Raw genomic sequence first — 25,522 nt, forward strand, 5'->3', positions numbered from 1 at the left:
GATGCGGAGCTCCCGGCGAGCCGCCGGGTAGTGGTAGAGCAGCTGCCGGGCTTCCTCCCGGCGCACCCGGCGGGTCTCCTCGGCCCGCTCCCGCCGGCGTCCGATGCCGGTCACGGCTCGCCGCACCCGCGTGTTGAGCAGCAGAACGTGGACGGCGCCGCCCAGCCAGCAACCGAAGATCAGCCCGCAGGAGACGAGGAACACCGGCACGCTGTTGTCGTTGTCCGGGTCAGGGCTCGTCTCGAAGACGAAGGCCAGGGCTCCGACGAGCGCCAGGTAGCCGCCGGCCGCCAGGAGCAGCCGCCAACTGCGCCGCCAAGCCGCGTGCGCGAGAACCACCAGCCAGGTGAGGAAGCCGAAGCTGGCCAGCACAGCGAGCACGGCGACAACCGTGATCGGGATCGACAACCAGCGCGGCATCGGGTCGGCGTGCCGTACCTCGGCGGCGGCCGACGGAGGCGGGTGGTGGCCGGCCAGGGCCGGCGCGGGACCCATGCCGGGATGAGCCGGCATCGGGGGCAGCAGCCCGGCGTTCTGAGGCAGCAGCCCGGCGTCCTGGGGCACGGCCGGGGGTGGACCGGCCGGGACACCGACCGGAACGTCCAACGCCTTGAACGAGGGTTTCGCCGGCCGGGACGCCGGCAGGACCGGCCGGAACACTGGCGAGCCGGCGGCCGGGGGCGACCCAGCAGGCGCGGGCGGCTCGGCGGCCGGGGGCCAGCCGGCCAGCACGGGCGGCTCGAGGTCGGCCGGGGGCCCATCGGCCGTTCGGGGCGCGTCGACCGTTCGGGGCGCGTCGGCCGGACCGGGGGCGACCGGCGGTGCGTCCACCTCGGTCGGTCGCAAAATCGGGTCCGACCGGAGGATGCGCCGGTGCAGCTCCTGCAGCACCTCGCCCGGCTCGATGCCGTGCTCCTCGCGGAGCAGGTCGGCGAACTCCCGGTACGCGGCGAGCGCCTCCGCCTGCCGCCCGCTGCGGTACAGCGCCAGCATGAGCTGGTGCCGCAGCCGTTCCCGGACCGGGAACTCGGCTATCAGCTCGACCAGCTCGCCCACCAGCTCGCGGTGCCGCCCGCTCTCCAGTTCCAGCTCGACGCGGCTCTCCAGCGCGACGGCCCGCAGCTCCACCAGGCGGTGCCGGGCGGTGTCGAAGTACGCCCCGGCGAACCCGGTGAACGGCTCGCCCTGCCACAGCTCCAGGGCCGCCGCCAGCTCCGCCTGAGCCTCGGCGGTACGCCCGGCGGCGTGCTCGTGCCGGGCCCGGTGCACCCCGCGTTCGAAGCGGATCGCGTCCACCGCCTCCGGCGGGATCCGCAGCCGGTAGCCGGCGTCGGTGAGGGTCAGCACCTGCCCCGGCGTACGCGGGGACCGGTCGGGTTCCAGCACCCGGCGCAGCCCGGCGACGTACTTCTGCACGACGTTGGGGCCGTTGGCGGGGGGCTCCTCCGGCCAGACCGCCTCGACGATCTGCCCGGTCGGCACCGGGCGACCGGCGGAGAGCAGCAGCACGGCGAGCACGGCGCGCTGCTTGCCTGGGCCGAGGTCGAGTAGGCGGTCGGCGTACCAGGCCCGCTGGGGACCGAGGATCTCGAAGCGCAACGTTCCTGACATGCGAGTTTCCGCTCCTGACACCCCCAGCGCCGCCGGACGGCAGTGCCCGGCAGCCGGACGGCAGCATATCGGCAGCCAGACCGCCGTGGCTGCCCGCAGCATCGTCGACGGCAGAGGCCACCGCGAGAGAGAGAAAGTGTGATGACACAGGCAACGGGCAGCGCCAGCACCATCCGACGGATGGTGGGCACGGTCGCCGCCACGCTGGCCGCCACCACCCTGCTCGGAGGGTGCGGGCTGAAGAGCGACCCGGCCGCCGCACCGGGGACCGGCTCGGCCGCCAGCCCGACCGCCAACCCCAAGGATGCCCTCCTCGACGCCGTCCCGGACGAGACGGACGGCGCCTTCAGGTTCACCGGCAAGGACGCCTCCAGCAACGTGAGCGGGCGGATCGACCCGGCGTCGAAGGCCGTCGAGATGGCCATCGTGATGGCCCCGGACAAGGACGGCATCACCGCGAAGATGTCGTTCCTGGTGATCGAGGACAAGCTCTGGATGAAGGCGAAGTTCAGCGGGCAACCGGGCCTGCCGAAGTTCCCCGACAAGTGGATGGCGCTGGACCGGTCGAAGCTGACCGACACCGGCAGCGTGCCGAGCTACGACGGGGCGGACCAGGGCAATGCCGGCCCGCTGATCGAGGCGGCCACCTCGGTCGAGCAGCCGGAGCCCGGCAAGTACACCGGGTTCATCGACGTGACCAGCGGAAACGCGGCGAAGGCGCTGGACGACGGTGAAGCGGCAGCGCTCGGTGAGGCGGGCAAGCGCGTACCGTTCACCGCGCTGGTCGGGCCGGACAAGCACCTGTCCTCGCTGGTGCTGGAGATGCCCGCGGTCGGCAAGCACAAGGCGTACCAGTACGTCGTCACGTACACCGACTTCGACAGCGCTCCGAAGATCACCGCGCCGACCGGCGGCACAGCGACCAAGGCGCCGGCACTGGCGTACGAGCTGCTGAACAGCTGAACAGCTGAGCAAGGCGGGCGGCGGCCACACGGGGGGCCGCCGCCCGCTCCCCCACGACGCCTCCCCTTCCGTGCAGTTGATCAAGAAGTTTGCGTCATCCTGAGGCGCAATCCTGACGCAAACTTCTTGATCAACTCGGCGGGCGGCGGGTTAGGGGCGGCGGGGTGGGAGGGTGGACAGGAGGGGGTGGAGGCGGGAGCGGAGGCTGGCCAGGCCGCCGGGGAAGAAGTAGACGGCCAGGATGAAGACCGTGCCGAGGACGAAGAGCGGCTGGGACAGCGGGTGGCTGAGGAACGCCGGAAGGCTGTTCACCGCGTCGCTGGTGCCGAAGGCGGTCAGCCGGTGGTCCAGGTACATGTAGAGGATGCCGCCGAGCACCGGGCCCCACCGGGTGCCCGGACCGCCGAGCACCACCATGACCAGCAGCGAGAGGGTCAGCTCCGACGAGGTCACGTGCGGGCTCGCACCGCCGACGATCAGGCAGTAGACCACCCCGCCGGTGGTCGCCAGCCCGCCGGCCAGGGTGAACGCGACCAGCTTGAAGCGGTACGGGTCGAGCCCCAGCACCCCGATCCGGCGCTCGTCGTCGCGCAGCCCGGCCAGCACCCGCCCGGTCGGCGACCCGCTCACCCGGTGCACCGCGAAGACCACCAGGGCCAGGTACGCCAGCGCCAGCCAGTACAGGTTCACCGTGTTGGCGACCCCGACCAGGGCCGGGGGCAGCCCGGACACGTCCAGCGGCAGCCCTTCCTCACCACCGGTGAGCCCGCCGAAGTTCCGGGCCACCAGGATCGCCCCGACCTGGGCGAAGGCGAGCGTCACCATGGCGAACGCGATCCCCACGGTACGCAGCGCGACCGCGCCGAGCAGCGCCGCCAGGATCGTCCCGCCCACGATGGTGAACAGCGCGGCCTGCCAGAGCGGCAGCCCCGCCCGGGTGATCAGGACGTCGGTGCCGTACACGCCGGCGGCGAAGTAGAGGGCGTGCCCGAAGGAGAGCATCCCGGTCCGCCCGAAGAGCAGGTCGTACCCGGCCGCGAGGCCGCCGAACACCAGGCAGATGGCGAGCAGTTGCAGGGTGCCCGGCGAGTTCAGCGGCCCCTCGAAGATCCCCGGCAGGTTCAGCGTCGAGTACGGCACGATCGCTGCCACCACCAGGGCCGCCAGCGGCGCGTACGGCCGCAGCCCGCGCCAGCGCGAGTGCCCCGGCGTCAGTTCGTCGGGCACCGTCGCGGGCGGCGCCGGAACCTCGGCGCTCTTCACCTCGGTCATGCCGTTGCCACCTTTCCGGCCAGGCCCTGCGGACGCAGCAGCAGCACCACGGCGAGCAGCCCGACCACGCACAGGTCACCCAGCCCGGATGTGCCGTAGTAGTTGACGAACTGTTGCAGCAGCCCGACCGCGACCGCCGCGTACGCGGACCCGACCACCGAGCCCATCCCGCCGATCACCACCACGATGAACGCGAAGATCAGCAGGGAACCGCCCTGGCCGGGCGAGACGGTGCCGAAGTAGACCCCGCCCAGCGCCCCGGCCAGCGCGGCGGCCGCCCCGCCGATCGCGAAGACCAGGGTGAACGCCTTGCGGACGTCGATGCCGAGCGCGGTCACCATCTCCCGGTTCTCCACCCCGGCCCGGATGATCAGGCCGTACCTGGTGAAGCGGAGGAAGGCGAGCAGCCCGCCGAGCACCAGCACGGCGGCGATGATCAGCAGCAGCCCGGCGTTCGGTACGTTCGCGCCGAGGATCGAGGTCACCTCGCGGGTCCACGCCGGGCGCGGGAACGGCCGGGGGTCGGCGCCCCAGGTGGCCTGGAGCAGCGCCACCCCGGCCAGCGACAGGCCCACGGTCACCAGCACCTGCTCGATGGTGCGGGAGTAGAGCGGTCGGATCAGCACCAGCTCGACCAGCACCGCGACGAGGGCCCCGGCGAGCACGCCGAAGGCGACCGCCACCACGAAGCCGAACCCGCCGGGGCCGGCGCCGGGCAGGTTGCCGGCCGCCCACCAGGTCGCGTACGCCCCGACGCCGAGGAACAGGCCGTGCGCGAAGTTGAGCACGTCGGCGAGACCGAAGACCAGGGACAGGCCCGAGGCGACCAGGAAGTAGAGCGCCGCCAGGCCGAGCCCGGTCAGCGCCAGCAGGACGACGGTGCTCACGCCTTGACCTCCGACCCCACACCCAGTAGCGACCTGGTCAGCGCGGTCTCCAGCAGCAGGTCCTGGGCGTTTCCGGTCCAGGCCACCTGGCCCGCGGAGAGCACCACGGCGTCGCGCGCCAGCCGCCGCACCACGGCCAGGTTCTGCTCGACCAGCAGCACCGGCACGGATTCCGCGACCCGCTCCAGCACCTCGGCCACCTCGGTCACCACCTTCGGCGCCAACCCCTTGGTCGGCTCGTCGACCAGCAGCAGCCGGTTGTCGTTGAGCAGTACCCGGCCGATCGCGAGCATCTGCTGCTGCCCGCCGGAAAGCGAGCCGGCCCGCTGCCGTCCGCGCCGGTCCAGCTCGGGGAAGAGGGCGTAGACCTTGTCGTACGCCGGAGCGGTGCCCCGCCGTTCGGCGAGCCGCAGGTTCTCCGCGACGGTGAGGCCGGCGAAGACGCACCGGTCCTCCGGCACGTAGCCGAGGCCGTCGCGGACCAGCCGGTGGGTGGGGCGGGCGAGCAGGCTCCGCGCCCCCATCCGGACGATGCCGCGCACCTCGCCGTTGCGGGGCGTCAGGCCGACGATCGCCCGCAGGGTGGTGGTCTTGCCGACGCCGTTGCGGCCGAGCAGCACGGTCACCCCGGTCGGCGCGACCTCGAACGACACCCCTTGAAGGATGTGCAGCCCGGCGATCCGCACCGACAGGTCCTCGACGCTGAGGACCGGTTCACTCATAGCGCCTCCCCCAGGTACGCCTCCTGGACGGTGGCGTTGGCCATCACCGTGTCCGGGGTGTCGCAGGCCAGCAGGGCGCCGTGGTGCATCACGGCGATCCGGTCGGCCAGCTCCAGGATCACGTCCATGTGGTGCTCCACCATGAGCACCGACCGGCCGCTGTCGCCGGTCAACGACTTGATGACGCTGACCAGCTCGGGCACGTCCTCGGCGCTCACCCCGGCCATCGGTTCGTCCAGCAGCATCACCCGGGGCTCCCCGGCGAGCAGCAGGGCGATCTCCAGCTTGCGCTTCTCGCCGTGGGCCAGGGTGCCGGCGAGCGCCGTACCCCGGTGGGCGAGGCCGACCCGGTCGAGCGCCGCGTCGGCGGCGGCGGCCACCCCCCGGTCGGCCGCCGCCCGCCGCCACAGCTTCATCGAGCCACCCCGGTGCGCCTGTACGGCGAGTCGGACGTTCTCCCGCACCGTCAGCGAGCCGAACACCGAGGACGCCTGGAAGGTACGCCCCAGCCCGAGACGCGCCCGCCGGTGCGGCGGGAGGACGGTGATGTCCTTCCCGTCCAGCAGGATCTTCCCCTCGGTGGGTCGGCGCAGGCCGGTGATCAGGTTGAACAGGGAGGTCTTGCCAGCGCCGTTCGGCCCGATCACGCCGAGGAACTCGCCGGGCGCCAGGTCGAGATGGACGCCGTCGACGATGGCGACCTCACCGATCCGCCAGGTCAGACCGCGGGTGGCGAGCACGGGTCAGCCCTTCATCTGGGTGGCCGGCGGCGCGGTCTCGTCACCGGTCAGGGTCTTCTGCGCGGTCGCCGTGAACTCGGTGCCGCTGCCCGAGAGCTTGGCCTGGTACATCGGCTGGAGCAGCGCGTGGTCCTCGGGCCGGATGGTCATCTGGCCCTTGACGCTGTCGAACTGCCAGCCCTCGAGCGCCTTGATCATCTTGTCGACGTCGTCGCCGCCCTCCTGCGCGGCGCGGACGACCATCTGGGCGGCGGCGAAGCCGTCCGGGTGGAACAGGTCGATGGTGCCGACCTTGGCCTTCAGCGCCTTGGCGGCCTCGGTGTCGCTGGCCCCGTCGAAGTAGTGCGACAGGAAGGAGATCTTGCTGCCGGCCGCACCGAAGGTGGGCCAGGAGGCGCGGATGTCCAGGCCGGTGACGACCGTGGTGGAGGCGAGCACGCCCTGCTGGTCGAGGGTCTGCCACATGGCCGGGGCGGTGGTGCCGGCCCAGGCGACGAAGAGCAGGTCCGGCTTGGCCGCCTTGATCTGGCTGGCGAACGGGGTGAACTCGGTGGCGCTGGCCGGGGCCCGGACGCTGCTCACGGTCGCGCCGGCACCGCCGATCACGGCCTTGACGGCGGCCTCGTTGGCGTCACCGAACGCGCCGTCCTGGGCGAACACGACGACCTTCTTGCCGGCGGCGTCGCCGATGAAGGACTTGGCGGTCACCACGTCCTGGTACGACTGCCGACCCGAGCGGAACGTGTACTTGTTCGCCCCGGTCACCGCGTCGGTGGCGGCCGGCCCGGAGATGAACAGCACCTTGTTCTGCGCGGCGATCGGGGCGACCTGGAGGGCCACGCCCGAGGCGGTGGAGCCGGCGATGACCTTCGTGCCCTTGCCGATCAGGTCCTTGGCCGCGGAGACCGCCTTGGCCGGGTCCCCCGCGTCGTCGACCTCGGTGAGCTCGATCTTCCGGTCACCGACCTTGCCGGTGCCCTTGGTGGCGTAGTCGAGGCCGGCCTTGAAGCCCTCGATGTACTGCTTGCCGTAGCTGGCCAGCGGCCCGGACTGGGAATACACCAGACCGACCTTGACCGGTGCGGCGTCACCGCCGCCGGACGCGGTGTCCTGCGGGCTGCCACAGGCGGTGGCGGCCATCGCGGCCGCCATCATCGTGGCGGCGGAGAGGAACACCCGTCGCGTGTGCCGGATCGTCATTGCGACTCCAGGTGAGGACAGGGGAACGCGGTTGTCGGCTCACGCTAGAAGTGACGTCACCCACGAGCTATGTGGCCGATGCACACAAGTCATCGCGATGGGATGGCCCCACGTAACAACTCTTGGCGTCTCCGCGTAACCCGGCGGAATCCGGGTGGCCCGGTCCGCCATCGATGGGCCTGGCCGTGTGTCGCGCCCCGCCATCGCCCCCGCTATCCACCCTGGCCGCACTCGCCGTCGTGGTCGGCCGGGCGCGGGCAGCGCCGGCCGCCGTCCAGCAACCGGTCGCAGTAAACCCAGTGGCGTACGCACTGCGCGTCCTCGGTCGACACCGTGGTCCCGTTCCGGTCCACGTCGGCCAGGAAGCCGAGCGCCCGGCAGATGGCCCGGGCGAACCGCCGCGCCCCGTCGAGATCGGTGGCGAGCACCGGCAGGTGTACGACAAAACGCTCGCGGCTCACCGGCGCGCCCCCGGTGCGAAGCGCGACTGCCAGCTCCGCAGCGCCCGCTTGATCCGCACGTTCTCCTCGTTGGTCAGGGCCAGTTCCCGACGGGCGGCGGCAAGGTCGCCGGCGACCCGGTGCAGAAACGCGTGCACCTCGGCCGGGTCGAGCCCCCGCCGCACGTTGCGGAACTGCCGCTCGCGGATCTGCCCGACGGTCAGCGGCCGGCACGATTCCGAGCGATACCAGCCACCGCTCGGCGGCCGGCCCGCGCGCTTCCTCGCCGGCCGGAACAGGTTCAGCACGTTCCGCATGACCACCCTCCTCGCCATCTCAGGTCGTGGAAGGCGGGCCGGCCCACGGACAGGGGACGGGGCCGACCCGCCGGCTTCCGCGACCGCAGCCCAAGCCGGCAGTACGACCCCGGAGCCCACCTCTGAGTCCGAACCCCAGGGGTTTGCCGAACCAACCGGAGCCGGACACAGAGCAACCTACTACAACAGCTACAGCAGGTCGACCCCGAAGGGTCACACCACGCCCACTTATTGCAGTAGCTCTAGCAAGTCGGGCATGATCGGACGTGCCGAACCAACCGGAGTCCTCACCATGCCCACAGCACAGCCATCGTTCCGACGCATCGTTAACGAGATCGCCGAGAAGATCAGGAGCGGCGAGCTGAAGCCTGGCGACAAGCTGCCCTCGACCAGCGAGCTTGCCAAGATCTACGACGTCAGCACCGGCACCGTTTACCGCGCTCTCTCCCTACTGCATGATCGAGAACTGATCATCGGCCAGCCGGGGCGCGGCACCTACGTCGCCGAGCGCCCCGGGCAGTAAGTCCTCACTCCCTACAGACCTGATGGCATAAACGATTCACGCCCAGTTGCCCTGACTGGGCTGAGTCGCTTACGCCATCAGCTCGAAAGGAAGCGGCACAGACAACCTCCACCGGGACCGATCCATTCACGTCATCAAGTTCGTAGTGCCGCACGGAAGCACCCTGACCACGGCAGAAACAAGGTGCCTCGTCATCCCGAAGCCTGTCAGGCTGCGCGGCATGGACGTTCGTCTGGAGCCTTGGTCGGAGCCCGCGCTCGACCTCCTGCGTCGGATCAACACTCCACAGATGCGCCGACACGTCGGCGGTCCCGAGGCGGAGGAAAAGCTGCTCGCCCGGCACCGCCGCTACCTCGCCATGCCGGCAACTGGCCGCGGCTGCATGTTCGCCGTACTGCTGGGCGACGAGATGGTCGGCAGCATCGCCTACCACCAGCGTGACTGGCAGGGCGAGCAGATCTACGAGACCGGCTGGAACGTCCTACCGCCCTTCCAAGGCCACGGCATTGCCACCGCAGCCGGCACCGCCCTGATCGCCATCGTCCGCGAGGCTGCCCGTCACCCCGACGCCCCCGGCAGCCTGCACGCGTTCCCCGCGGTGGACAACGCCCCCTCGAACGCTCTCTGCCGTCGCCTTGGCTTCACTCTCCTCGGCCCCTGCGATTTCGCGTACCCGCAGGGCAGCGGCTCCCTGATGCGCAGCAATGACTGGCGCATCGGCCTCGCCAACCCGTCCCGGTTCGGGCACCCCACGTCCCAATGAGCGCCCGCGCCGGGGCCCCGAGCAGCCCCGGCGCGGACGCCGATCAGAGGCCCGTGCGGGCCGCCACGGCCGTGTCCGGCTGGTCGGCGAAGGCGCCGTCCAGGCCGAGGCCGAAGAAGAGCTCGTACTCGGCGGTGATGTCGCCGCGGGCGTTCGGGTCGGTGCCGATGCGGTGGTCGACCGCGAGGAACTGGTTCTCGGCGCGGAACGTCCAGGCGTGCACGAGCAGCTTCACCCGGTGCGCGTCGCGGATCACCGAGGTCGGCGCGAGCAGCTTGCCGGCCGCGTTCCGGGGCACGATGAGGTTCTTGTGCAGGCCGACCCCGTCGGCGTAACCAGCCACCCAGGCGAGGCCCTCGGGCGAGGTCAGGTCGGCGTAGGTGCGCTGGTCGCCGGCGACGGCGAAGTCGTACGGGCGGCCGGCGGCGTCCATCAGCTGGATCAGCCGTACGTCGATCATGCGGTCGAGCTTGCGCAGGTTGGCCGTCTCGAAGCTCTGGATGAAGACCGGGTCGTTGCGGTGGGTCAACTTGTTGGCCTTGAGCACCGCGACCAGGGGCTCCTCCAGCGGCAGCCCGATCGAGGCGAAGTAGCTGGGGTGCTTGGTCTCCGGGTAGACGCCGATGGTCCGGCCCCGGGCCGTGGACTCGGTCCGGGCCAGGTCGATGACCTCCTGGAAGGTCGGCACCTCGAACCTGCCGTCGAACGCGGTGTTGGCCACCCGCACCTGCGGCAGCCGCTCCTTGGCCCGCAGCGTCTTCAGCTCGGCGAGGGTGAAGTCCTCGGTGAACCAGCCGGTCACCTTCACCCCGTCGATGGTTCTGGTCGCCTTCCGGTCGGCGAACTCAGGGTGGGCGGCCACGTCGGTCGTACCGGAGATCTCGTTCTCGTGCCGGGCGACCAACACGCCGTCCTTCGTCGAGACCAGGTCCGGCTCGATGTAGTCGGCGCCCATCCGGATCGCCAGCCGATAGGCCTCCAGCGTGTGCTCCGGGCGGTAGCCGCTGGCCCCCCGGTGGCCGTTCACGATGGGCCGCTGGGTCGCGCGGGACTGCTCGGCGCGGGGCTCCGGCTCGGCCTGGGCGGCCACGGCCGGCACCACCACGGCCGCCGCGAGCAGCGCGCCGGCCACGCCGAGGGCAGAAAGGGTACGTCGCAACGCCGTCTCCTGTCGTCGATGGGTACGCCCAGCAGACCGGTCGTGGTTGACCGCCAGTTGGTCGGTTCCTGTCCTGCCGGTGAATCTCCGGACGGAAGATGACCTGGTGCGCCGGCTGCTCCGTCACCCCGTACGGCTGGTGCCGTTCGGGTTCCTGGCGGTGATCCTGTTCGGCACCGGCCTGCTGATGCTGCCCTGGGCCACCAGCCACCACCGGTACACCCCGTTCGTCACGGCGCTCTTCACCGCCACCTCGGCCGTCTCGGTCACCGGCATGGCGGTCAACGACACCCCGAACTACTGGACCAACTTCGGGCTGGCGATGATCACCGTACTCACCCAGCTCGGTGGCCTCGGCATCCTGACCGGCGCGGCGCTGGTGATCCTGGTGGTCTCCCGGCAGCTCGGCCTGCGCAACCGGCTGCTGGTGCAGGCCGAGACCGCGGAATTCGGCGTCGGCGACGTCCGCCAGCTGCTCGTCCGGATCGCGGCGACGGTCTTCGTCACCGAGGCGGTGATGACGGCGGTGATCGGCGGACGGCTCTGGCTGACCTACGGCTACCCGCCGGGCCGGGCCCTCTGGTTCGCCGCCTTCGACTCGATCCAGGCGTTCAACAACGGCGGCTTCAGTCTCTACTCGGACGGCCTGGTCGGGTTCTCGCGCGATCCACTCGTGGGTCTGCCGCTGGGGCTGGGCGCGATCATCGGCGGGCTGGGCTTCCCGGCGCTCTTCGAGGCGGTACGGGCCTGGCGGCGGCCGGGCCACTGGGCGATCGCCACCAAGCTGACCATCTGGGGCAGCGGCGCGCTGATCCTGCTCGGCTTCGCCGCCCTGCTGGTCAACGAGTGGCGCAACCCGAACACCATCGGCGGCTTCGGCATCGGCGGGAAGGTGCTGGCCTCGTTCACCCAGATCGCGCTGAGCCGCACCGGCGGCTTCGACGTGATCCACGTCGACCGACTCACCGAGGAGAGCTACCCCCTGCTGATCGTGTTGATGTTCATCGGCGGTGGCAGCGCCAGCACCGCCGGCGGGATCAAGGTGTCCACCTTCTTCCTGCTCGCCTTCGTCATCTGGGCCGAGCTGCGCGGCGAACCGGACGTGACGGTGGGCGGCCGGCGGGTGGCCACCGCCAGCCAGCGGCAGGCGCTGACCGTGGCGCTGCTCAGCGTCGCGGTGGTCGTCGCCGGCACGGTCACGGTGATCGTGCTGACCGAGAACATCCGCTACTACAAGGCGCTCTTCGAGGTCACGTCCGCGTTCAGCACCACCGGCCTGAGCACCGGGCTCGCCGCGGAACTGAAGCCACCCGGCCAGTACCTGTTGACCGGGCTCATGTACATCGGCCGGGTCGGCCCGCTCACCCTCGGGTCCGCGATCGCGTTGAACACCCGGCGACGCCGGTACCGCTATCCCGAGGAGCAACCCATTGTCGGCTAGAAGAACGGACGACAGCGGCATCGTGGTGGTCGGTCTGGGCCGGTTCGGCTCGCACCTGGCCAACTCGCTGGCACAGCTCGACCACGACGTGATGGCCCTGGATCGCAACCCGGACCAGGTCCAGCGCTGGTCCGCGCGGTTCGACCGGGTGGTGCAGGCGGACTCCACGGAGGAGGGCGTGCTGCGCCAGCTCGGGGTGGCGGACTTCCGGCGGGTGGTGGTGGCCATCGGCGCCTCGGTCGAGGCGAGCGTGCTCACCGTGCTGGCCCTCACCGAACTGGGCATCCCGCAGATCTGGGCCCGGGCCACCTCCGAGAAGCACGCGAAGATCCTCGACTCGGTGGGCGCGCACCACGTGATCTTCCCGGAGGCGGAGACCGGCGAGCGGGTCGCGCACCTGATCGTCAGCAAGATGCTGGACTTCATCGAGTTCGGCGACGACTTCGCGATCGCCAAGGTACGCGTGCCGCCGAGCCTGGTGGGGCGGCCGCTGCGCGAGCTGAGCCCCGCGGACCGGTACGGGGTGATGGTGGTCGGGGCGAAGCTTCCGGGCGAGCGGTTCCGCTACGCCGGCCCGGACACGGTGCTGCAACCCGAGAGCGTGCTCATCGTGGAGGGCAGCATCGCCCAGGTGCAGCGCTTCGCCGCGCTGGGCTGAGCGTCACCTTCCTTTTCCCTTCTTGTCCTCCTTGCCCTTGCGGGGCTTCTCCGCCTTCCCCGCCTTCTCCGCCTTCTTCGGCTTCGCCGGCTTGACCTGGCCGCCACCGCTCTTCGCCGTGGTGGTCTTCACCGGTGCCTTGGTCGGGGCCCTGGTCGCCGGGGCGGTGGACGGCGTCGAACCGGCCACCCCGGACACCTGCACGCCGCAGGTGCTCTCGCCGACCTTGAACTCGACCGGCAGCGGGTTGCCACCCGTGTAGCGGCCGGTCAGCGAGACCTTCTTCGACGCGCCCGGAGCCAGCACGCCGTCCGTGGCCGGCGCCTGGAGCAGCACGGTCCGCCCCTGCTGGCGTACGGCCGGCTGGGCCGTGGTGACGGTCTGCCGGCCGGGGAAGGTGAAGCTCATCGTCCAGTCGCGCAGCTCCCGGCCGCCCGTGTTGGTGAGGGTGAGGTCGGCGGCGAAGTCCTCGCCGGAGTCGCGACGCAGCACGTAGTCCACCGCGCAGGGGGGCTGCTGCGGCATCCTCATCCGGGCCTCGGCCGGCTCGGCGCCGCCGCTGGCCGGGCTCTTCGAGGTCACCCCCCACATCGCGGCGGTGACCGCGACCAGTCCGGCGGCGGCCACCCCGGCCCCCAGCCGGCGTCGCCGTGCGGCGGCCCGCCGGGTACGGGTACGCAGGGCGGAGAAGGGCAGCGCGTCGGTCTCCGTCGACCAGGGCAGGATGGTGGTCCCGGCGTTCTCCACCAGCGTCTGGTCGAACCGGCCGAGGGCCGGGGAGACCGGCATGATCGCGGCGATCCCCGCCGCGTCGGCGAGCGTACGGGCCACCTCGGCGGTCGCCGGGCGGTCCTCCGGGCGCTTCGCGAGGCAGCGCCGGACCAGCTCCTCGATCGCCTCGGGGAGCCCGACCACCGGCGGCATCGGGTCCGGGTCGTGGTACATGTGCGCCCGGAGCATCTGGGTGGTGGTACTGGCCTGCCAGGGCAGCCGGCCGGTGAGCATCCGGTACAGCAGCAGGCCGACGGCGTACACGTCGGTGGCCGGGGAGACCTGGCCGTTGTCCAGCCGCTCCGGCGCCAGGTACGCGGGGGTGCCGAGCAGGGCGCCGTCGGGGCCCTTGTCGCTCTCCCCCACCAGCGCCGAGATACCGAAGTCGACGACCTTCACCCCGGTCGGGGTGAGCATGACGTTGCCCGGGGTGACGTCCCGGTGCACCACGCCCCGGGCGTGCGCGGTGGCCAGCGCCGACGCCACCTCCGCGCCGATGGTCACCGCCTCCCGCCAGGGCAGCTGCCCGCCGCGGCCGAGCCGGCTGCTCAGCGGGCCGCCGTCGACCAGTTCCATCACGACGTACGGCACGGTCAGCCCGTCCTGCTCGGACTCGCCGTAGTCGTACACGTTGGTGATGTTGTGATGGCAGAGCCGGGCGGCGGCCTGCGCCTCGATCCGGATCCGGTGCCGGAACGCCTTGTCGCTGGCGAGCCGGGAGGCGAGCACCTTGACCGCCACCTGGCGGCCGAGCACCTCGTCGTAGCCGCGCCAGACCACCGACATGCCGCCCGCACCGAGCTGCTCGATCAGCCGGTACCGCTCACCCAACAGCCGTGCGCCGTCCCTGACCGGTCCACCCATGGTCGGTCCTGTTGCCCGCGGCCGGCCGTCGTACACCTGCCGGGTCGGAATCGGTCAGGAAAGTCACCCGTTCAGGCGGTCGCCAGCAGCTGGTCGACCGGGGCGTAGTCGTCGGTGAGCACCAGCGCGCCCTTGACGAATGCGGCCAGCTCGGCGTCGTGCATCAGGCCGGCCTCGTCGGGCAGGGTGGGCAGCCGGGCCTGGATCGCGGCCAGCGGCAGCGGCGTGTCCGCGGCGACGATCAGGAAGTTCGCGCCCTGCCGTCCGGCGAACGCGCCGGGCGGGGCGATCGCCGCGACGTACCGGAACTCGGCGGCCACCGTGGCCAGCTCGGCCCGGATGAAGCGGCCCGGCGGCATGTCGATGACGTTCTGCACGTAGATCCCGTTCGGCCGGAGCACCCGGCGGATCTCCGCGGCCATCTCCCGGGTGGCCAGGTGCCAGGGCACGACCAGGTGGCCGAAGGCGTCGCCGACGATGAAGTCCCGACTGTCGGTCGGCTCGGCGCCGAGCAGCACCCGGGCGTCGCCGACCGTGGCGCGCAGCCGCGGCCCGGTGCGCACGCCCAGCTCCCGCCGGTCCAGGTCGACCAGCCCGCCGTCGATCTCGAAGACCAGGTTGTCGGTGTCGGGCCGGGTGGCGGCGAGGTAGCGCGGAACGGTGAAGCCACCGCCGCCCAGGTGCAGGGCGTCCAGCCGCTGCCCCGTCGGCGTCGCCACGTCCGCCACCAGGCCGATCCACTGGGTGTACGCGTACTCCAGGTGGGTCGGGTCGGCCAGGTTGACGTACGAGTGCTGCGCCGAGTTCAGGTACAGGTAGCGCCCCTCCGACCACCGGGGGTCCACCTGCACCTTCGCGCAGTGGTACGCCGTCTCCACGTCGCACGGGTTCGGGGCGACCGCCGCGAGCCCCGCCGCGGCCAGGCCGACCACTGCCAGGGCGGCCTTCCCCCGGGCCGGGCCGGGCAACGCCCCCGCCCGCCGCCGCAGGTACGCCCCGAGCGCCAGCCCGGTCGCCCCCAGCACCGCCGCCAGCCCGAGCACGATCACCGTGCTGGGCAGCGCCGCCACCAGCACGAAGCCGGTGACCAGGGTGGCGGTGATGCCGCCGAGCGTGCCGATGCCGGAGAGCCGGCCGACCACCTGCCCGGTGCGGCGCAGGTCGGCGAGCTGAAGCTTGACCACCAGCGGGGTGACCGCGGCGAGCAGCCCCGCCGGCACCAGGACCGCCAGCGCGGTCAGCAGCAGCACCGCACTGGCCGCGCCGCCGCGCAGCGCCTCGCCGGCGTACCGGACGATGGGAAGGGTGATCGCGGTGGCGATGCCGGCCAGCACCAGGGCCGGGGCGAGCAGGCCGCGCGGATCCCGCCGGTCGGCCAGCCACCCGCCCATCCACGCCCCGTACGCGATGGCGCCCAGCGCCATGCCGATGACCGAGCTGGTCACCTGGAGAGTCACCCCGACGTACGGGCCGACCAGCCGGAGCGAGACGGTCTCCAGCACCAGGACGGCCCCGCTGGAGAGGAAGACCAGGAACGCGGCGAGCCCGTTCGGCAGGGCCCGCGGGGCCGGCGCGCTCGGTGCCGGGTCCACCACGACGTCGGACGATGTGCTGCTCACCGTCGCGATGCTACGCAACCGGGACGGCGCAGGGATCAATACATGGAGACGTGAACATGGTTTGTGTGGTCGGCGGCGGGACTGCCACCCCCGCTGTACGACCGCCAGCCGGTGTTCGGCATCCAGATCTGCCGGTACCAGATCACGTACATGACGCCGAGCTTGCTCGCGTTGTTCTTGAGGTAGCTGGCGAGGCTGTCCCCGTACGCCTTGTCGCCGCCGGTGGCCGAGCGATCCTCGAAGCCGCCGGTGGCGGCGGAGAAGTCGCAGGCCCGCCCCTTCGGGTGCTCGCCGCCGCCGCCGCTGCGGAAGCAGGATACGTGCCGCTTGTAGCCGGCCGCCTGGGCCTGCCGGAGCATGTGCAGGGTACGCGGAGTGATGCAGCTCCCGGTGGTCGGATCCTTCACCGAGCAGGATTCGGACGGCCACGAGCCGTCGGGGTTGCGCGGGGCCGGCTTGGCCGACGTGGAGCCGCCGCTGAAGCCGGCGCTGCTGCCCGAGCTGACCTTCGCCAGCGCGACCTCGGCGTCGCGCTTCTTCTTCGCCAGGATGGCGAGCTGCTTCCGCTGCTCGCGGACCTCCGCGTCGATGGCCGTCTTGGCCCGGGCCGCCTCGGTCTTCGCCTCGTTCAGGTCACGCAGCCGCCTGCTGTCCCGCTGGGCCATCACGTCCAGCTCGCTGGCGCGCTGGAGGAACGAGCTCGGGTCGGAGCTGGCCAGGAGTGCCGACACCGGAGTCAGCCGGCCCAGCCGGTACGACTGGGCGGCCACCTCGCCCACCTGCGAGGTCAACTCCACCAGCCGCACCTCGAGCTGCTTGAGCTGCCCGGTCAGCTCGGTCTGTCGGCGTTTGGAGTTGTCGAGCCGGGCCTTGGCCTCGATGTGGCCCTTCGCCGCCGCCTCGAGGGCCTCCCGGAGCTGCTTGGTGCCGCCCTCGTTCGGGGCGTTCGGGGTGGGCGCGGCGACGGCCGGCCCGGCCGGAGCGAGGCCGGCGCCGAGCAGCAGGGCCACCACGGCGAGCAGGGTGAGCAACGGTCGGCGGACGCGCCGCCGGATGAGCCTGGTCCTGGGCACGAAAGGGTCCTTCCGTCGACCGCCGGTCACCATACCGGACCACGCGGGCCACGCCAGGCCCGCGGCCACCGACCGCACCGAGCATCGACGCAGGGTGCCGGCCCGGTCACGACGACGTGCCGAGCACGGCCGAGCCGGCCCGTTGTCCGAGGACCCTGAGCGGTCCGTTGCCCGAGGGTGCGCTGAGCCGGCCCGTTGCCCGCGGCCCACGTGGGCCAGCGGCCGGCGGCCGGTGTGGTCAGCCGTCCAGCAGCGCCGCCCGGACCTCGTCCCAGATCTCCGGGCTGGACGCGACCAGCAGGCCGTGGTCGCCGTCGGCCGGGTGGTAGTCCGTCCCGTCGAACCGGCGGGCCACCCCGCCCGCCTCCCGGACGAGCAGGGTGCCGGGCGCGTGGTCCCAGGGCAGGGTGCGCCAGAAGAGGACGAACTGCTGGGCCCCGGTCAGCATGTCCAGGTACTCCCGGCCGGCGCAGTGCTGACCGGGCAGCAGCTCACCGATCCGCCCGCCGCCGGCGGCCACGGTCCGCCGCACGGCCGGCGGCAGGAACCGGGTCGTCGCGGTGCCGCGCAGCGCGTCCACCGCCGGGGCCGGCCCGCTGGTGCGTGCCGGCGTCCCGTCCAGCCAGGTACCCACACCGGCGCGGCACACCGCCATGATGCCGTCCAGGGGGTCGTACACCCAGGAGGCCGCCGGCTCGCCCCCGGTCAACAGCGCCACCATCAGGGCGAACGGACGGCGGCCGGCGGCGAAGTTGGAGGTGCCGTCCACCGGGTCGACCAACCAGACGTCCCCGTCACCCCGCAGGTGCCGGAGCAGGTCCGGGTCCCCGGCGACCGCCTCCTCGCCGACCACCACCGAGCCGGGGCGCAGCCGCCGCAGCCGGGCGGAGATCAGCTCCTCCGCCCGCCGATCGGCGACGGTGACCACCTCGCCGGGTGCCTTCTCGCTGATGTCGGCGTCGTCGAGCCGCCGGAACATCGGCACCACCACGTCCGACGCGGCCTCCCGCAGCAGCGCGCCGACCTCCTCCAGCAGCCGGTCAGCCACGTGGCGGCAGCTTGACCACGCTGACGAAGAACTCGTCGATCTGGCGGACCACCGAGATGAAGCGCTCGAAGTCCACCGGCTTGGTCACGTAGGCGTTGGCGTGCAGCTGGTAGCTGCGCAGGATGTCCTCGTCGGCCTGCGAGGTGGTGAGCACCACGACCGGGATCCGGCAGAGCTGCTCGTCCTTCTTGATCGCCTCAAGCACCTCCCGGCCGTCCATCCGCGGCAGGTTCAGGTCGAGCAGGATCAGATCGGGGGTCACCGCGTCCGCGTACCGGCCCTCGTGGCGCAGGTAGGCGAGCGCCTCGGTGCCGTCGGAGACGACGGTGAGGCGGTTGCGGAGCTTGTGCTCCTCGAACGCCTCCCGGGTCATCAGCACGTCGCCCGGGTCGTCCTCGACCAGCAGGACCTCGATCGGGCTGTTGCCGTCTGCCGGCGCGGTCATCCCACCGCCTCCTTCATGTCACCCGTTGCCGCGTCCCCGGCCGTCTCCTCGGACGTCTCCCCCCGCCCCGCCTCCGGCTGCCGGCCGACCGTGGCCACAGCCCCGTCCTCCGCCGACGCCGGGTCCCCGGTCGACTCCGCACCAGCCGCGGGCAGCGCGGGCAGGGTGAACCGGACCGTCGTACCCTCCTCGCCGCCGGTGTCCACCCAGACCCGGCCGCCGTGGTACTCCGCGATCTTCTTGACGATGGCCAGGCCGATGCCGGTGCCGGGATACGCGTCCTTGGAGTGCAGCCGCTGGAAGATGACGAAGATCTTGTCGGCGAACTCCGGCTCGATCCCGATGCCGTTGTCCCGGCAGGTGATCTCCCACTCGTCGTCGAGCATCCGGGCCGACACGTGAACCCTTGGCGGCACGTTGGGCCGGCGGAACTTGATCGAGTTACTGACCAGGTTGGCCAGCAGGTTGGTCAGCAGTGGCTCCTCGCCGCGGATCACCGGCAGCTCGTCCCAGGTCAGCTCGGCGTCGGCGTACTGGCGGGCGGCCTCGGTCTGGGCGGCCACGTCGCCGATCACCTTGTTCAGGTCGACCTCGGTGAAGCCGGTGGTGAGTCGGCCGATCCGGGAGAACGCGAGCAGGTCGTTGATCAGCCGCTGCATCCGCTGCGCGCCGTCCACGGCGAACGCGATGTACTGGTCGGCGCGCTCGTCGAGCTGGCCCGCGTACCGCCGCTGGAGGAGCTGGCAGAAGCTGGCCACCTTGCGCAGCGGCTCCTGCAGGTCGTGGGAGGCGACGTAGGCGAACTGCTCCAGGTCGCGGTTGGAGCGGGTGAGCTCCTCGGCCTGCTTCTGGAGCTGGTTGTTGACCCACTCGATGCGCTCGCGGGCCTCGCGTACCTCGTCCAGCTCCCGGGCGATCTTCTTCCGCATGCCGTCGACGTCCTCGGCGAGGCGGCGGAACTCCGGCGGCCCGGAACCCTCGATGTGGTGCCGGTAGTCGCCGTCGGCGACCTCGCGTACCTGGCCCGCCAGGGCGGCCAGTGGCCGGATCAGGATCCGGTCCAGCGAGAGCAGCAGCAGCGCCCCGGCCACCGCCACCACCAGGGCGGCGGCGATCAGCAGCACCACCAGCAGGTTGCCGGTCCGGTTGACCTCGTCGGCGGTCCGCTGCCGGACGACGAGGATCTCGTCCTGGAGCGTGTCGACCGAGGCCCGGACGGCGTCGAACTGCTGCCGGGTCTGGTCGGTGATCAGCGCCTGCCCCGCCTCCGGGCCGCTCCGCTCGATCGTGCTGATCACCGGCTCGGCGACGTCGGTGCGCCACCGCGCCGCCCGCTGCTCCACCACCGCCAGCTCGCGCCGCACGTCCGGGTAGTCGGTGGCCAGCTTCTCCATCGAGGCAACCGTGTCGCGCTCCCGGCGCAGGCCCGCGTCGTACGGGGCGAGGTCCTTGCGGTCGCCGTTCACCGCGTACCCGCGGACGGCGGCCTCCTGGTCGAGCAGGGCGCTCATCAGCTCCTGGCTCTGCAATTGGAGCGGAGCGGTCCTGACCAGGACCGCGTCGATGTTCTGCCGGTTCTTCTCGGCGACCAGCGCCTCGGCCGCGGCCAGCCCGAGCAGCAGCACCAGGACCACGCTGAGCAGCGCGCCGACCCGGCGCCGCAGGGTCCAGCCCTCCTGGTCCGCCTTCACCGGCCAGCACCCCGGCTGACCAGCAGCATCGCGACGTCGTCGGCGAGCGGGCCACCGTTCATCTGCTCGGCCCGGCCGACCAGCCAGGCCGGCAGCTCGGCCAGCGGCACCCCCCGGCTGGCCGGGTCGCCGAGCAGTTCGGTGAGGCCGGGTACGTCCAGCCGGTCGTCACCGGTGCCCACCCGGCCCTCGATCAGGCCGTCGGTGTACATCAGCAGAGACCAGTCATCGGCGTCGAACTCCAGGTCGAAGGCAACGGGACGGCGCGGTCGTACGCCGAGCAGCAGGCCGCCCGGGGCCGGCACCGGGGCGACCTTGCCGCCGCTGAGCAGCAGCGGCGGCGGATGCCCGGCGAGTCGTACGATGGCCCGCCGGTCCGCCAGGTCGAGGCGGGTGGTCGCCACCGTGGCGAAGATCTCCTGAAGCCGGCGCTCGCTCATCAGCACCTGTTCCAGGGCGGGCAGCACCTCCTCGTCCGGCACCCCGGCCAGGATCAGCGCCCGCCAGGCGACCCGCAGTTCGACGCCGAGGGCGGCCTCGTCCACACCGTGGCCGCAGACGTCGCCGACGATCAGGTCGATCCGGTCCGGCCGGGTCTGCACCACGTCGTAGAAGTCGCCGCCGATCAGCGCGGCGTGCCGGCCGGGGCGGTAGAAGGTGTGCACCGACACCTGGTCGGTGGTCATCAGCGGCTGCGGCAGCAGTCCCCGCTCCAGGCGGGCGGACTCGGCCTGGCGCAGCTCCACCTCGCGCAGCCGGCGGGCGTTCTCGTCGGCCCGCTTGCGTTCCACGGCGTAGCGCAGCGCGCGGGTCAGCAGGACGCCGTCGACCTGCCCCTTGACCAGGTAGTCCTGGGCGCCCTCGGCAACCGCGACGATGCCCAGGTGCTCGTCGGAGCGGCCGGTGAGCACGCACACCGCGGCCCCGCCGGCCAGCTCCAGCACCCGGCGCAGCCCGTCCAGGCCCTGGGCGTCGGGCAGGCCCAGGTCGAGCAGGACGCAGTCGACGCCCGCCACCCGCTGCCGGGCCTCGCTGAGGCTGGTGGCGACCAGCAGATCGATCATCGAGTTGGTCTCGGCGAGCAGCTCGCCGACCAGGAAGGCGTCGCCCTCGTCGTCCTCCACCAGCAGCACCCGCAGCCGCTCGCCGGGCGGCAGGTTGGTGACGTGCCCGCCCGGCGCGACGGCCCGGGGCACGACGGGCGGACCGGCCATGCCGGGCCCCCGGTGCGGCCGGGCCACCGCCGCGAGACGCGGGAGTTCGCTGGTGATGTCGGGCTCCTTCCGAGTGCCCTGTTGATCCTGTATCAGACAACGGTCGCACACAACACGACCAGAGGCCGCGCGGGCGGGGCCCGGCCCACGCCGCGGACGACCGCAGGACAGGTCACCGATGTTACGCCCCGACCACGGTCGGACACGGAGCGCGTCGGCCGGCGACGGGCTGAGCGGGCAGTGTCACGACGGGCACCGGAGGGGCAGGATGATGCCCACCCCGACCACCCCGAGGAGTTGCCGTGGGCGTACCCCTGACCCGCCCCGCCGACCGGGCGCTGGCCCGGCCGCGCCGCCGGCTGCCCGCCGCGGTCGCCGCGCTCGCCGCGCTGCTCGCGGTCGGTGCGGGTGTCCTGGTGGGCCTGGCCACCCCCGCGCCGCGCCCCGCCGACGCGCCGGCGGACCGGTTCAGCGCCGAGCGGGCCTACCGGCACGTCAAGGTCATCGCCGCCCGGCCGCACGTGGCCGGCAGCGCCGCCAACGACCAGGTCCGGGAGCATCTGGTGGGCGTGCTGCGCGGGCTCGGCCTGGAGACCGAGGTGCAGGACACCGTCGCCCCGGAGGCCGGGCAGCTGAGCGGGGCCGCCGGCGGGGCGACCCTGGCGCGGGTGCGCAACGTGGTGGCCCGGCTGCCCGGCACCGCCTCGACCGGACGGGTCTTCCTGGTGGCCCACTACGACTCGGTGCAGTCCGGGCCGGGCGGCAACGACGACGGGGCCGGTACCGCCAGCATCCTGGAGGTGGCCCGGGCACTCGCCGCCGGCCCCCGCCCCCGCAACGACATCGTCTTCGTGCTCACCGACGCCGAGGAGGCCTGCCTCTGCGGCGCGTCGGCGTTCGCCGCCGGCCACCCGCTGGCCGCCGGTGGCGGGGTGGTGCTCAACCTGGAGGCGCGCGGCAGCACCGGCCCGGTGATCATGTTCGAGACGTCCCGGAACAACGCGAAACTGGTGGACGTCTTCGGCCGGGCCGCGCCGCACCCCGTGGGCACCTCGTTCGCCGTGGAGATCTACCGGGCGCTACCGAACGACACCGACTTCACCGCCTTCCTGGACCACGACTTCGTCGGGCTGAACTCGGCGTACATCGACGGCGCCGCGGTCTATCACACCCCGCTGGACACCCCGGCCGCGCTGGACCGGGGCAGCCTCCAGATGCACGGGGACAACGCGCTCGGCCTGGCCCGGGAGTTCGGCCGCACCGACCTGAGCGACCTGCGGTCCGGCCACGACGCCACCTACTTCCCGGTGCCGGGTGGCCTGATCCGTTATCCCGGTTGGCTCACCCTGCCGCTGGCGCTGGCCGCCCTGCTGGCCGTCGGGGCGCTCGGCTGGCTGCTGGTCCGGCGCGGCCGGGCCACCGCCGGCCGGCTCGCCGCCGGTTTCGGGCTGTCCCTGGTGCCGATCGTGGTCGCCCCGTTGGGCGCGTGGCTGCTCTGGGCCGCGATCACCGCGATCCGTCCCGGTTACGCCGGGCTGCTGGACCCGTACCGGCCGGTCTGGTACCGGCTCGCCGTGCTGGCGCTCGCCGCCGCGGTCCTCCTCACCTGGTACGCGCTGGCCCGCCGCCGGGTCGGCCCGGCCGCCCTCGCGTTCGGCGGGCTGGCCTGGCTGGCCCTGCTCGGCGTGCTGCTCGCCGCCGAGGTGCCAGGCGGGGCGTACCTTGCCACCCTGCCCGCGCTGGCCGGCGCGCTCGCCGGGCTGGCGGCGCTGGCCACCCGGCTGGACGGCCCGTGGCCGGTGGTCGCGGTGACCCTGGCCGGCGCGGTGGCCGTGGTGGTCCTGCTGCCCAGCGTGGTGCTGCTCTTCCCGGCGCTCGGCATGGCGATGGGCGGGGTGGCCGCCCTCTTCGCGGTGCTGCTCGGGCTGGCCGCGCTGCCGGTGGTCGACCTGCTGCACCCGCAGGCCGGCGGCCAGCGGGGCCTGGTGGCGCTCCGGGCCCGCCGGCTCGGCGCGCTGCCGGCCACCGCCACCGCGCTCGCCGCCGTGGTGCTCGCCGGGGTCGGCCTGGCCGTGGACCGCTTCGACGCCGCCCACCCCGTGCCCAGCCACTTGATGTACGCCCTGGACACCGACACCGGCGAGGCCGAGTGGATCAGCCACGAGGATCACCCGCAGCCCTGGACGGCCGGATACGCCTTCGGGCACTCGCCCGAGTCGGTGTGGTGGTTCTTCCCCGCCGTGGGCGGCGCAGACGAATCGGTGTGGACCGCCCCGGCGCCGGCGGCCGACCTGCCGGCGCCAGCGGTCGAAGTGCTCTCGGACACCACCGCCGCCGGGGAACGGACGCTCCGGGTGCGCCTCGTCCCGCAGCGGTCCGTACGCCTGGTCTCGCTGCACGTGGACGCGGCCACGGCCGAGGTGAAGCGGGCCGAGGTGGCCGGCCGGGCGGTGCCGGTGGGCAAGCAGCCCACGGCCGACGAGGCCCTGTCTCACCGGTGGGGTCTGGGAATCGTCTTCCACGCCCCACCGCCGGAGGGGATCGAGATCACGCTGACCGTGGTGCCGCGCGCGGAGCGGGTCTCGCTGCGCGCCATGGACGCCAGCGACGGCCTGGACGGCATCCCCGGTTTCCGTCCCCGGCCGGCCGCCGTCGGCGTGGCCGGCTCCCACACCTCCGACCTGCTGGCGGTGGCCCGCACGTACCCGATCTAGTCGGTATCTGCTGCCGACGGCCGAGGCGCGTGACGCGCCTCGGCCGTCGCCGTTCAGGAAACCTTGTCGATCTTGCAGGTGACCTCGCCGGACACCTTCTGGCTCAGCAGGACCACGCCCTCTTCGACGGCCTTCTGGCCAGGCCGCACGTCGGAGACGATGCTGGTGGTGTTGCCTACCCGGGTGCCCTTGTCGTCGAGGATGAACACGTCGACGAGGTAGGTGTTCTGGTCCTTGCTGGTGTTGTTGACCTCGACCTCGAACTTCACGTTCGCCAGGAGGTCACCGGTCGACTCCGCCTCGCACGACTTCAGTTCGACGTGCCCGGCCTTGGCTTCCTGGCTCTTGCTGATGTCGTCGGCCGCCTTGCCCACCAGGGCGGTGCACGCCACGAAGCCGCCACCGCAGAGCAGGACGGCCAGACCGACAATGATCAGGAAGATCTTCAACCCCGTCGACATCCCCTTCTTCGGCGGGGGTGCGGCGGCGTACCCCGGCGGAGGGGTCGGGGCCTGTTGCGACATGTAACTGTGCCTCTCTGTTCAGCTCACGGCGCCGCCCCCATGGGGAAGCGACCGGGCAGACAGTGCCACAGCGCAGGCAATTTGAAGATCAACTAACCCGGCACTCGCCCCGAGACAACGATCTTCCTCGGGCAACGAACGGCCGATGGCACCCCGTTCGGAGGGCACAGGCAGGGAGTCTGTCCGGTTTGGACCCGTCCGACGGATGATCGACTGAAGGGCCCACAAACGGCATGATCTTGAGGCTGGCAGCTTCGACTAAAGCGTGAACACCACGCGGCGGACGGCCAGGCCGGCTACGTCCTCGACGTAGGGCGCGGTGGCACGGGCACCGCAGGCCACGTAGAAGGCGACGGCAGACTCTCGCGCTTCCGCCCACATGACAGACTCGCCAACCGCGCGCGCCCGCTCCGCAACCGCAGCCAGCAGCCGGCGACCACACCCCCGGCCCTGGTAGCTGGCGTCCACCGCCATCCCGAAGAAGTACCGGGCCGGCACCGCAGGCTCGTCCGGGCAGGGCCAGGTGGCATGGGAAACCACGGCGGCAACCGCATCCTCGTGCAGCAGCGCCAGGTGGGCTGCCCGGTCGCCCTGGATGCGCGTAGCCGACGGCACCTCCCAACCCAGCACGCCGCGCCGCAGCCCGAAGGTCGCCTCCACCGGTACCTCTACAAGATCCATGCGATCACGCTAGGGCCAGCTGCCGAAGATCGACAGGACGAAGCTTCGTCGCTCATTCGACCTGCCCCACCCTCGGCTGCTCCTCAGCCATCCCGTCGGCCCGGTCAGGGGCCAGGTCGTCACTACTTCCAGCGGAAGTGTGTGAACCGGACCAGATCAGCGCGTTGACCTGCGGCGCAACG

Annotated in this window: 24 protein-coding genes; 6 read left to right on the forward strand and 18 right to left on the reverse strand. The window is 72.3% G+C overall.

Annotated features, from left to right (window positions below):
- On the reverse strand, positions 1-1,611 hold a 1,611-nt coding region (locus ABZ570_RS13765; RefSeq protein WP_358061874.1), incomplete at its 3' end, for an AfsR/SARP family transcriptional regulator.
- Between the two features lie 141 nt (positions 1,612-1,752).
- Here ABZ570_RS13765 and ABZ570_RS13770 point away from each other — a divergent pair.
- Entirely contained in the window at positions 1,753-2,574 is an 822-nt protein-coding gene (locus ABZ570_RS13770) for a hypothetical protein (RefSeq protein WP_358061877.1), read from the forward strand.
- Positions 2,575-2,724: 150 nt separating this feature from the next.
- Here ABZ570_RS13770 and ABZ570_RS13775 read toward each other — a convergent pair whose 3' ends face one another.
- The 7 genes from ABZ570_RS13775 to ABZ570_RS13805 all read right to left on the reverse strand — a co-directional run bounded on the left by ABZ570_RS13775 (position 2,725) and on the right by ABZ570_RS13805 (position 8,152).
- Positions 2,725-3,846: a branched-chain amino acid ABC transporter permease gene (locus tag ABZ570_RS13775; protein ID WP_358061880.1), complete on the reverse strand. Its 1,122-nt coding sequence runs from the start codon at positions 3,844-3,846 to the stop codon at positions 2,725-2,727.
- Positions 3,843-4,733 carry a branched-chain amino acid ABC transporter permease gene (locus tag ABZ570_RS13780; RefSeq protein WP_358061883.1) on the reverse strand — a complete coding sequence of 297 codons (891 nt, stop codon included), beginning with the start codon at positions 4,731-4,733 and terminating at the stop codon, positions 3,843-3,845. The genes ABZ570_RS13775 and ABZ570_RS13780 overlap by 4 nt, the downstream gene beginning before the upstream one ends.
- Positions 4,730-5,455, reverse strand: coding sequence for an ABC transporter ATP-binding protein (locus ABZ570_RS13785; RefSeq protein WP_358061886.1), 726 nt, complete (start codon positions 5,453-5,455; stop codon positions 4,730-4,732). The genes ABZ570_RS13780 and ABZ570_RS13785 overlap by 4 nt, the downstream gene beginning before the upstream one ends.
- Positions 5,452-6,195 carry an ABC transporter ATP-binding protein gene (locus ABZ570_RS13790; RefSeq protein WP_358061889.1) on the reverse strand — a complete coding sequence of 248 codons (744 nt, stop codon included), beginning with the start codon at positions 6,193-6,195 and terminating at the stop codon, positions 5,452-5,454. The genes ABZ570_RS13785 and ABZ570_RS13790 overlap by 4 nt, the downstream gene beginning before the upstream one ends.
- Before the next feature lie 3 nt (positions 6,196-6,198).
- On the reverse strand, positions 6,199-7,395 hold the full coding sequence (locus tag ABZ570_RS13795; protein WP_358061892.1) for a substrate-binding domain-containing protein: 1,197 nt from the start codon (positions 7,393-7,395) through the stop codon (positions 6,199-6,201).
- Between the two features lie 212 nt (positions 7,396-7,607).
- On the reverse strand, positions 7,608-7,856 hold the full coding sequence (locus ABZ570_RS13800; protein WP_358061895.1) for a hypothetical protein: 249 nt from the start codon (positions 7,854-7,856) through the stop codon (positions 7,608-7,610).
- Positions 7,853-8,152: a DivIVA domain-containing protein gene (locus ABZ570_RS13805; RefSeq protein WP_358061898.1), complete on the reverse strand. Its 300-nt coding sequence runs from the start codon at positions 8,150-8,152 to the stop codon at positions 7,853-7,855. The genes ABZ570_RS13800 and ABZ570_RS13805 overlap by 4 nt, the downstream gene beginning before the upstream one ends.
- 256 nt (positions 8,153-8,408) lie before the next feature.
- Between ABZ570_RS13805 and ABZ570_RS13810 the strand changes: the two genes are divergently transcribed.
- Both ABZ570_RS13810 and ABZ570_RS13815 read left to right on the forward strand, forming a co-directional pair.
- Positions 8,409-8,675: a GntR family transcriptional regulator gene (locus ABZ570_RS13810; protein ID WP_358061901.1), complete on the forward strand. Its 267-nt coding sequence runs from the start codon at positions 8,409-8,411 to the stop codon at positions 8,673-8,675.
- A 220-nt stretch (positions 8,676-8,895) separates the two neighbouring features.
- Entirely contained in the window at positions 8,896-9,438 is a 543-nt protein-coding gene (locus tag ABZ570_RS13815) for a GNAT family N-acetyltransferase (protein ID WP_358061904.1), read from the forward strand.
- A 43-nt stretch (positions 9,439-9,481) separates the two neighbouring features.
- On the opposite strand, the gene ABZ570_RS13820 is transcribed toward ABZ570_RS13815, so the two are convergent.
- Positions 9,482-10,597, reverse strand: a complete 1,116-nt coding sequence (locus ABZ570_RS13820; protein ID WP_358061907.1) for a glycerophosphodiester phosphodiesterase — start codon at positions 10,595-10,597, stop codon at positions 9,482-9,484.
- A 106-nt stretch (positions 10,598-10,703) separates the two neighbouring features.
- Between ABZ570_RS13820 and ABZ570_RS13825 the strand changes: the two genes are divergently transcribed.
- Together ABZ570_RS13825 and ABZ570_RS13830 are read left to right on the forward strand one after the other, a co-directional pair.
- The gene (locus tag ABZ570_RS13825) at positions 10,704-12,038 is read left to right on the forward strand and encodes a potassium transporter TrkG (RefSeq protein WP_358062056.1); all 1,335 of its coding nucleotides are present in this window, start codon (positions 10,704-10,706) and stop codon (positions 12,036-12,038) included.
- The gene (locus ABZ570_RS13830) at positions 12,028-12,696 is read left to right on the forward strand and encodes a TrkA family potassium uptake protein (RefSeq protein ID WP_358061910.1); all 669 of its coding nucleotides are present in this window, start codon (positions 12,028-12,030) and stop codon (positions 12,694-12,696) included. The genes ABZ570_RS13825 and ABZ570_RS13830 overlap by 11 nt, the downstream gene beginning before the upstream one ends.
- Positions 12,697-12,699: 3 nt before the next feature.
- On the opposite strand, the gene ABZ570_RS13835 is transcribed toward ABZ570_RS13830, so the two are convergent.
- The 7 genes from ABZ570_RS13835 to ABZ570_RS13865 form a co-directional block, all read right to left on the reverse strand.
- Positions 12,700-14,331, reverse strand: coding sequence for a serine/threonine-protein kinase (locus ABZ570_RS13835; protein ID WP_358061913.1), 1,632 nt, complete (start codon positions 14,329-14,331; stop codon positions 12,700-12,702).
- A 71-nt stretch (positions 14,332-14,402) separates the two neighbouring features.
- On the reverse strand, positions 14,403-15,950 hold the full coding sequence (locus tag ABZ570_RS13840) for a fused MFS/spermidine synthase (protein WP_358061916.1): 1,548 nt from the start codon (positions 15,948-15,950) through the stop codon (positions 14,403-14,405).
- Positions 15,951-15,985: 35 nt separating this feature from the next.
- Positions 15,986-17,023 (reverse strand): hypothetical protein, encoded by a 1,038-nt coding sequence (locus ABZ570_RS13845; RefSeq protein ID WP_358061919.1) that lies wholly within the window; start codon positions 17,021-17,023, stop codon positions 15,986-15,988.
- A 238-nt stretch (positions 17,024-17,261) separates the two neighbouring features.
- Positions 17,262-18,071: an inositol monophosphatase family protein gene (locus tag ABZ570_RS13850; protein WP_358061922.1), complete on the reverse strand. Its 810-nt coding sequence runs from the start codon at positions 18,069-18,071 to the stop codon at positions 17,262-17,264.
- Positions 18,064-18,516, reverse strand: a complete 453-nt coding sequence (locus ABZ570_RS13855; RefSeq protein WP_358061925.1) for a response regulator — start codon at positions 18,514-18,516, stop codon at positions 18,064-18,066. Before ABZ570_RS13855 ends, ABZ570_RS13850 begins: the two co-directional genes overlap by 8 nt.
- Positions 18,513-20,207, reverse strand: a complete 1,695-nt coding sequence (locus tag ABZ570_RS13860; RefSeq protein ID WP_358061927.1) for an ATP-binding protein — start codon at positions 20,205-20,207, stop codon at positions 18,513-18,515. The genes ABZ570_RS13855 and ABZ570_RS13860 overlap by 4 nt, the downstream gene beginning before the upstream one ends.
- The gene (locus ABZ570_RS13865) at positions 20,204-21,421 is read right to left on the reverse strand and encodes a fused response regulator/phosphatase (protein ID WP_358061930.1); all 1,218 of its coding nucleotides are present in this window, start codon (positions 21,419-21,421) and stop codon (positions 20,204-20,206) included. The genes ABZ570_RS13860 and ABZ570_RS13865 overlap by 4 nt, the downstream gene beginning before the upstream one ends.
- Positions 21,422-21,723: 302 nt before the next feature.
- On the opposite strand from ABZ570_RS13865, the gene ABZ570_RS13870 reads away from it, so the two are divergent.
- Positions 21,724-24,135, forward strand: a complete 2,412-nt coding sequence (locus ABZ570_RS13870; protein WP_358061933.1) for a M28 family peptidase — start codon at positions 21,724-21,726, stop codon at positions 24,133-24,135.
- 53 nt (positions 24,136-24,188) lie between these two features.
- On the opposite strand, the gene ABZ570_RS13875 is transcribed toward ABZ570_RS13870, so the two are convergent.
- Both ABZ570_RS13875 and ABZ570_RS13880 read right to left on the reverse strand, forming a co-directional pair.
- A complete protein-coding gene (locus tag ABZ570_RS13875) occupies positions 24,189-24,659 on the reverse strand; it encodes a hypothetical protein (RefSeq protein WP_358061936.1) in 471 nt (156 codons plus the stop codon).
- Positions 24,660-24,917: 258 nt separating this feature from the next.
- Positions 24,918-25,340, reverse strand: coding sequence for a GNAT family N-acetyltransferase (locus ABZ570_RS13880; RefSeq protein WP_358061938.1), 423 nt, complete (start codon positions 25,338-25,340; stop codon positions 24,918-24,920).
- Between the last annotated feature and the right edge of the window lie 182 nt (positions 25,341-25,522).

Origin of the sequence: Micromonospora sp. NPDC007271 (genome assembly GCF_040634005.1) — a bacterium.
GTDB lineage: Bacteria > Actinomycetota > Actinomycetes > Mycobacteriales > Micromonosporaceae > Micromonospora.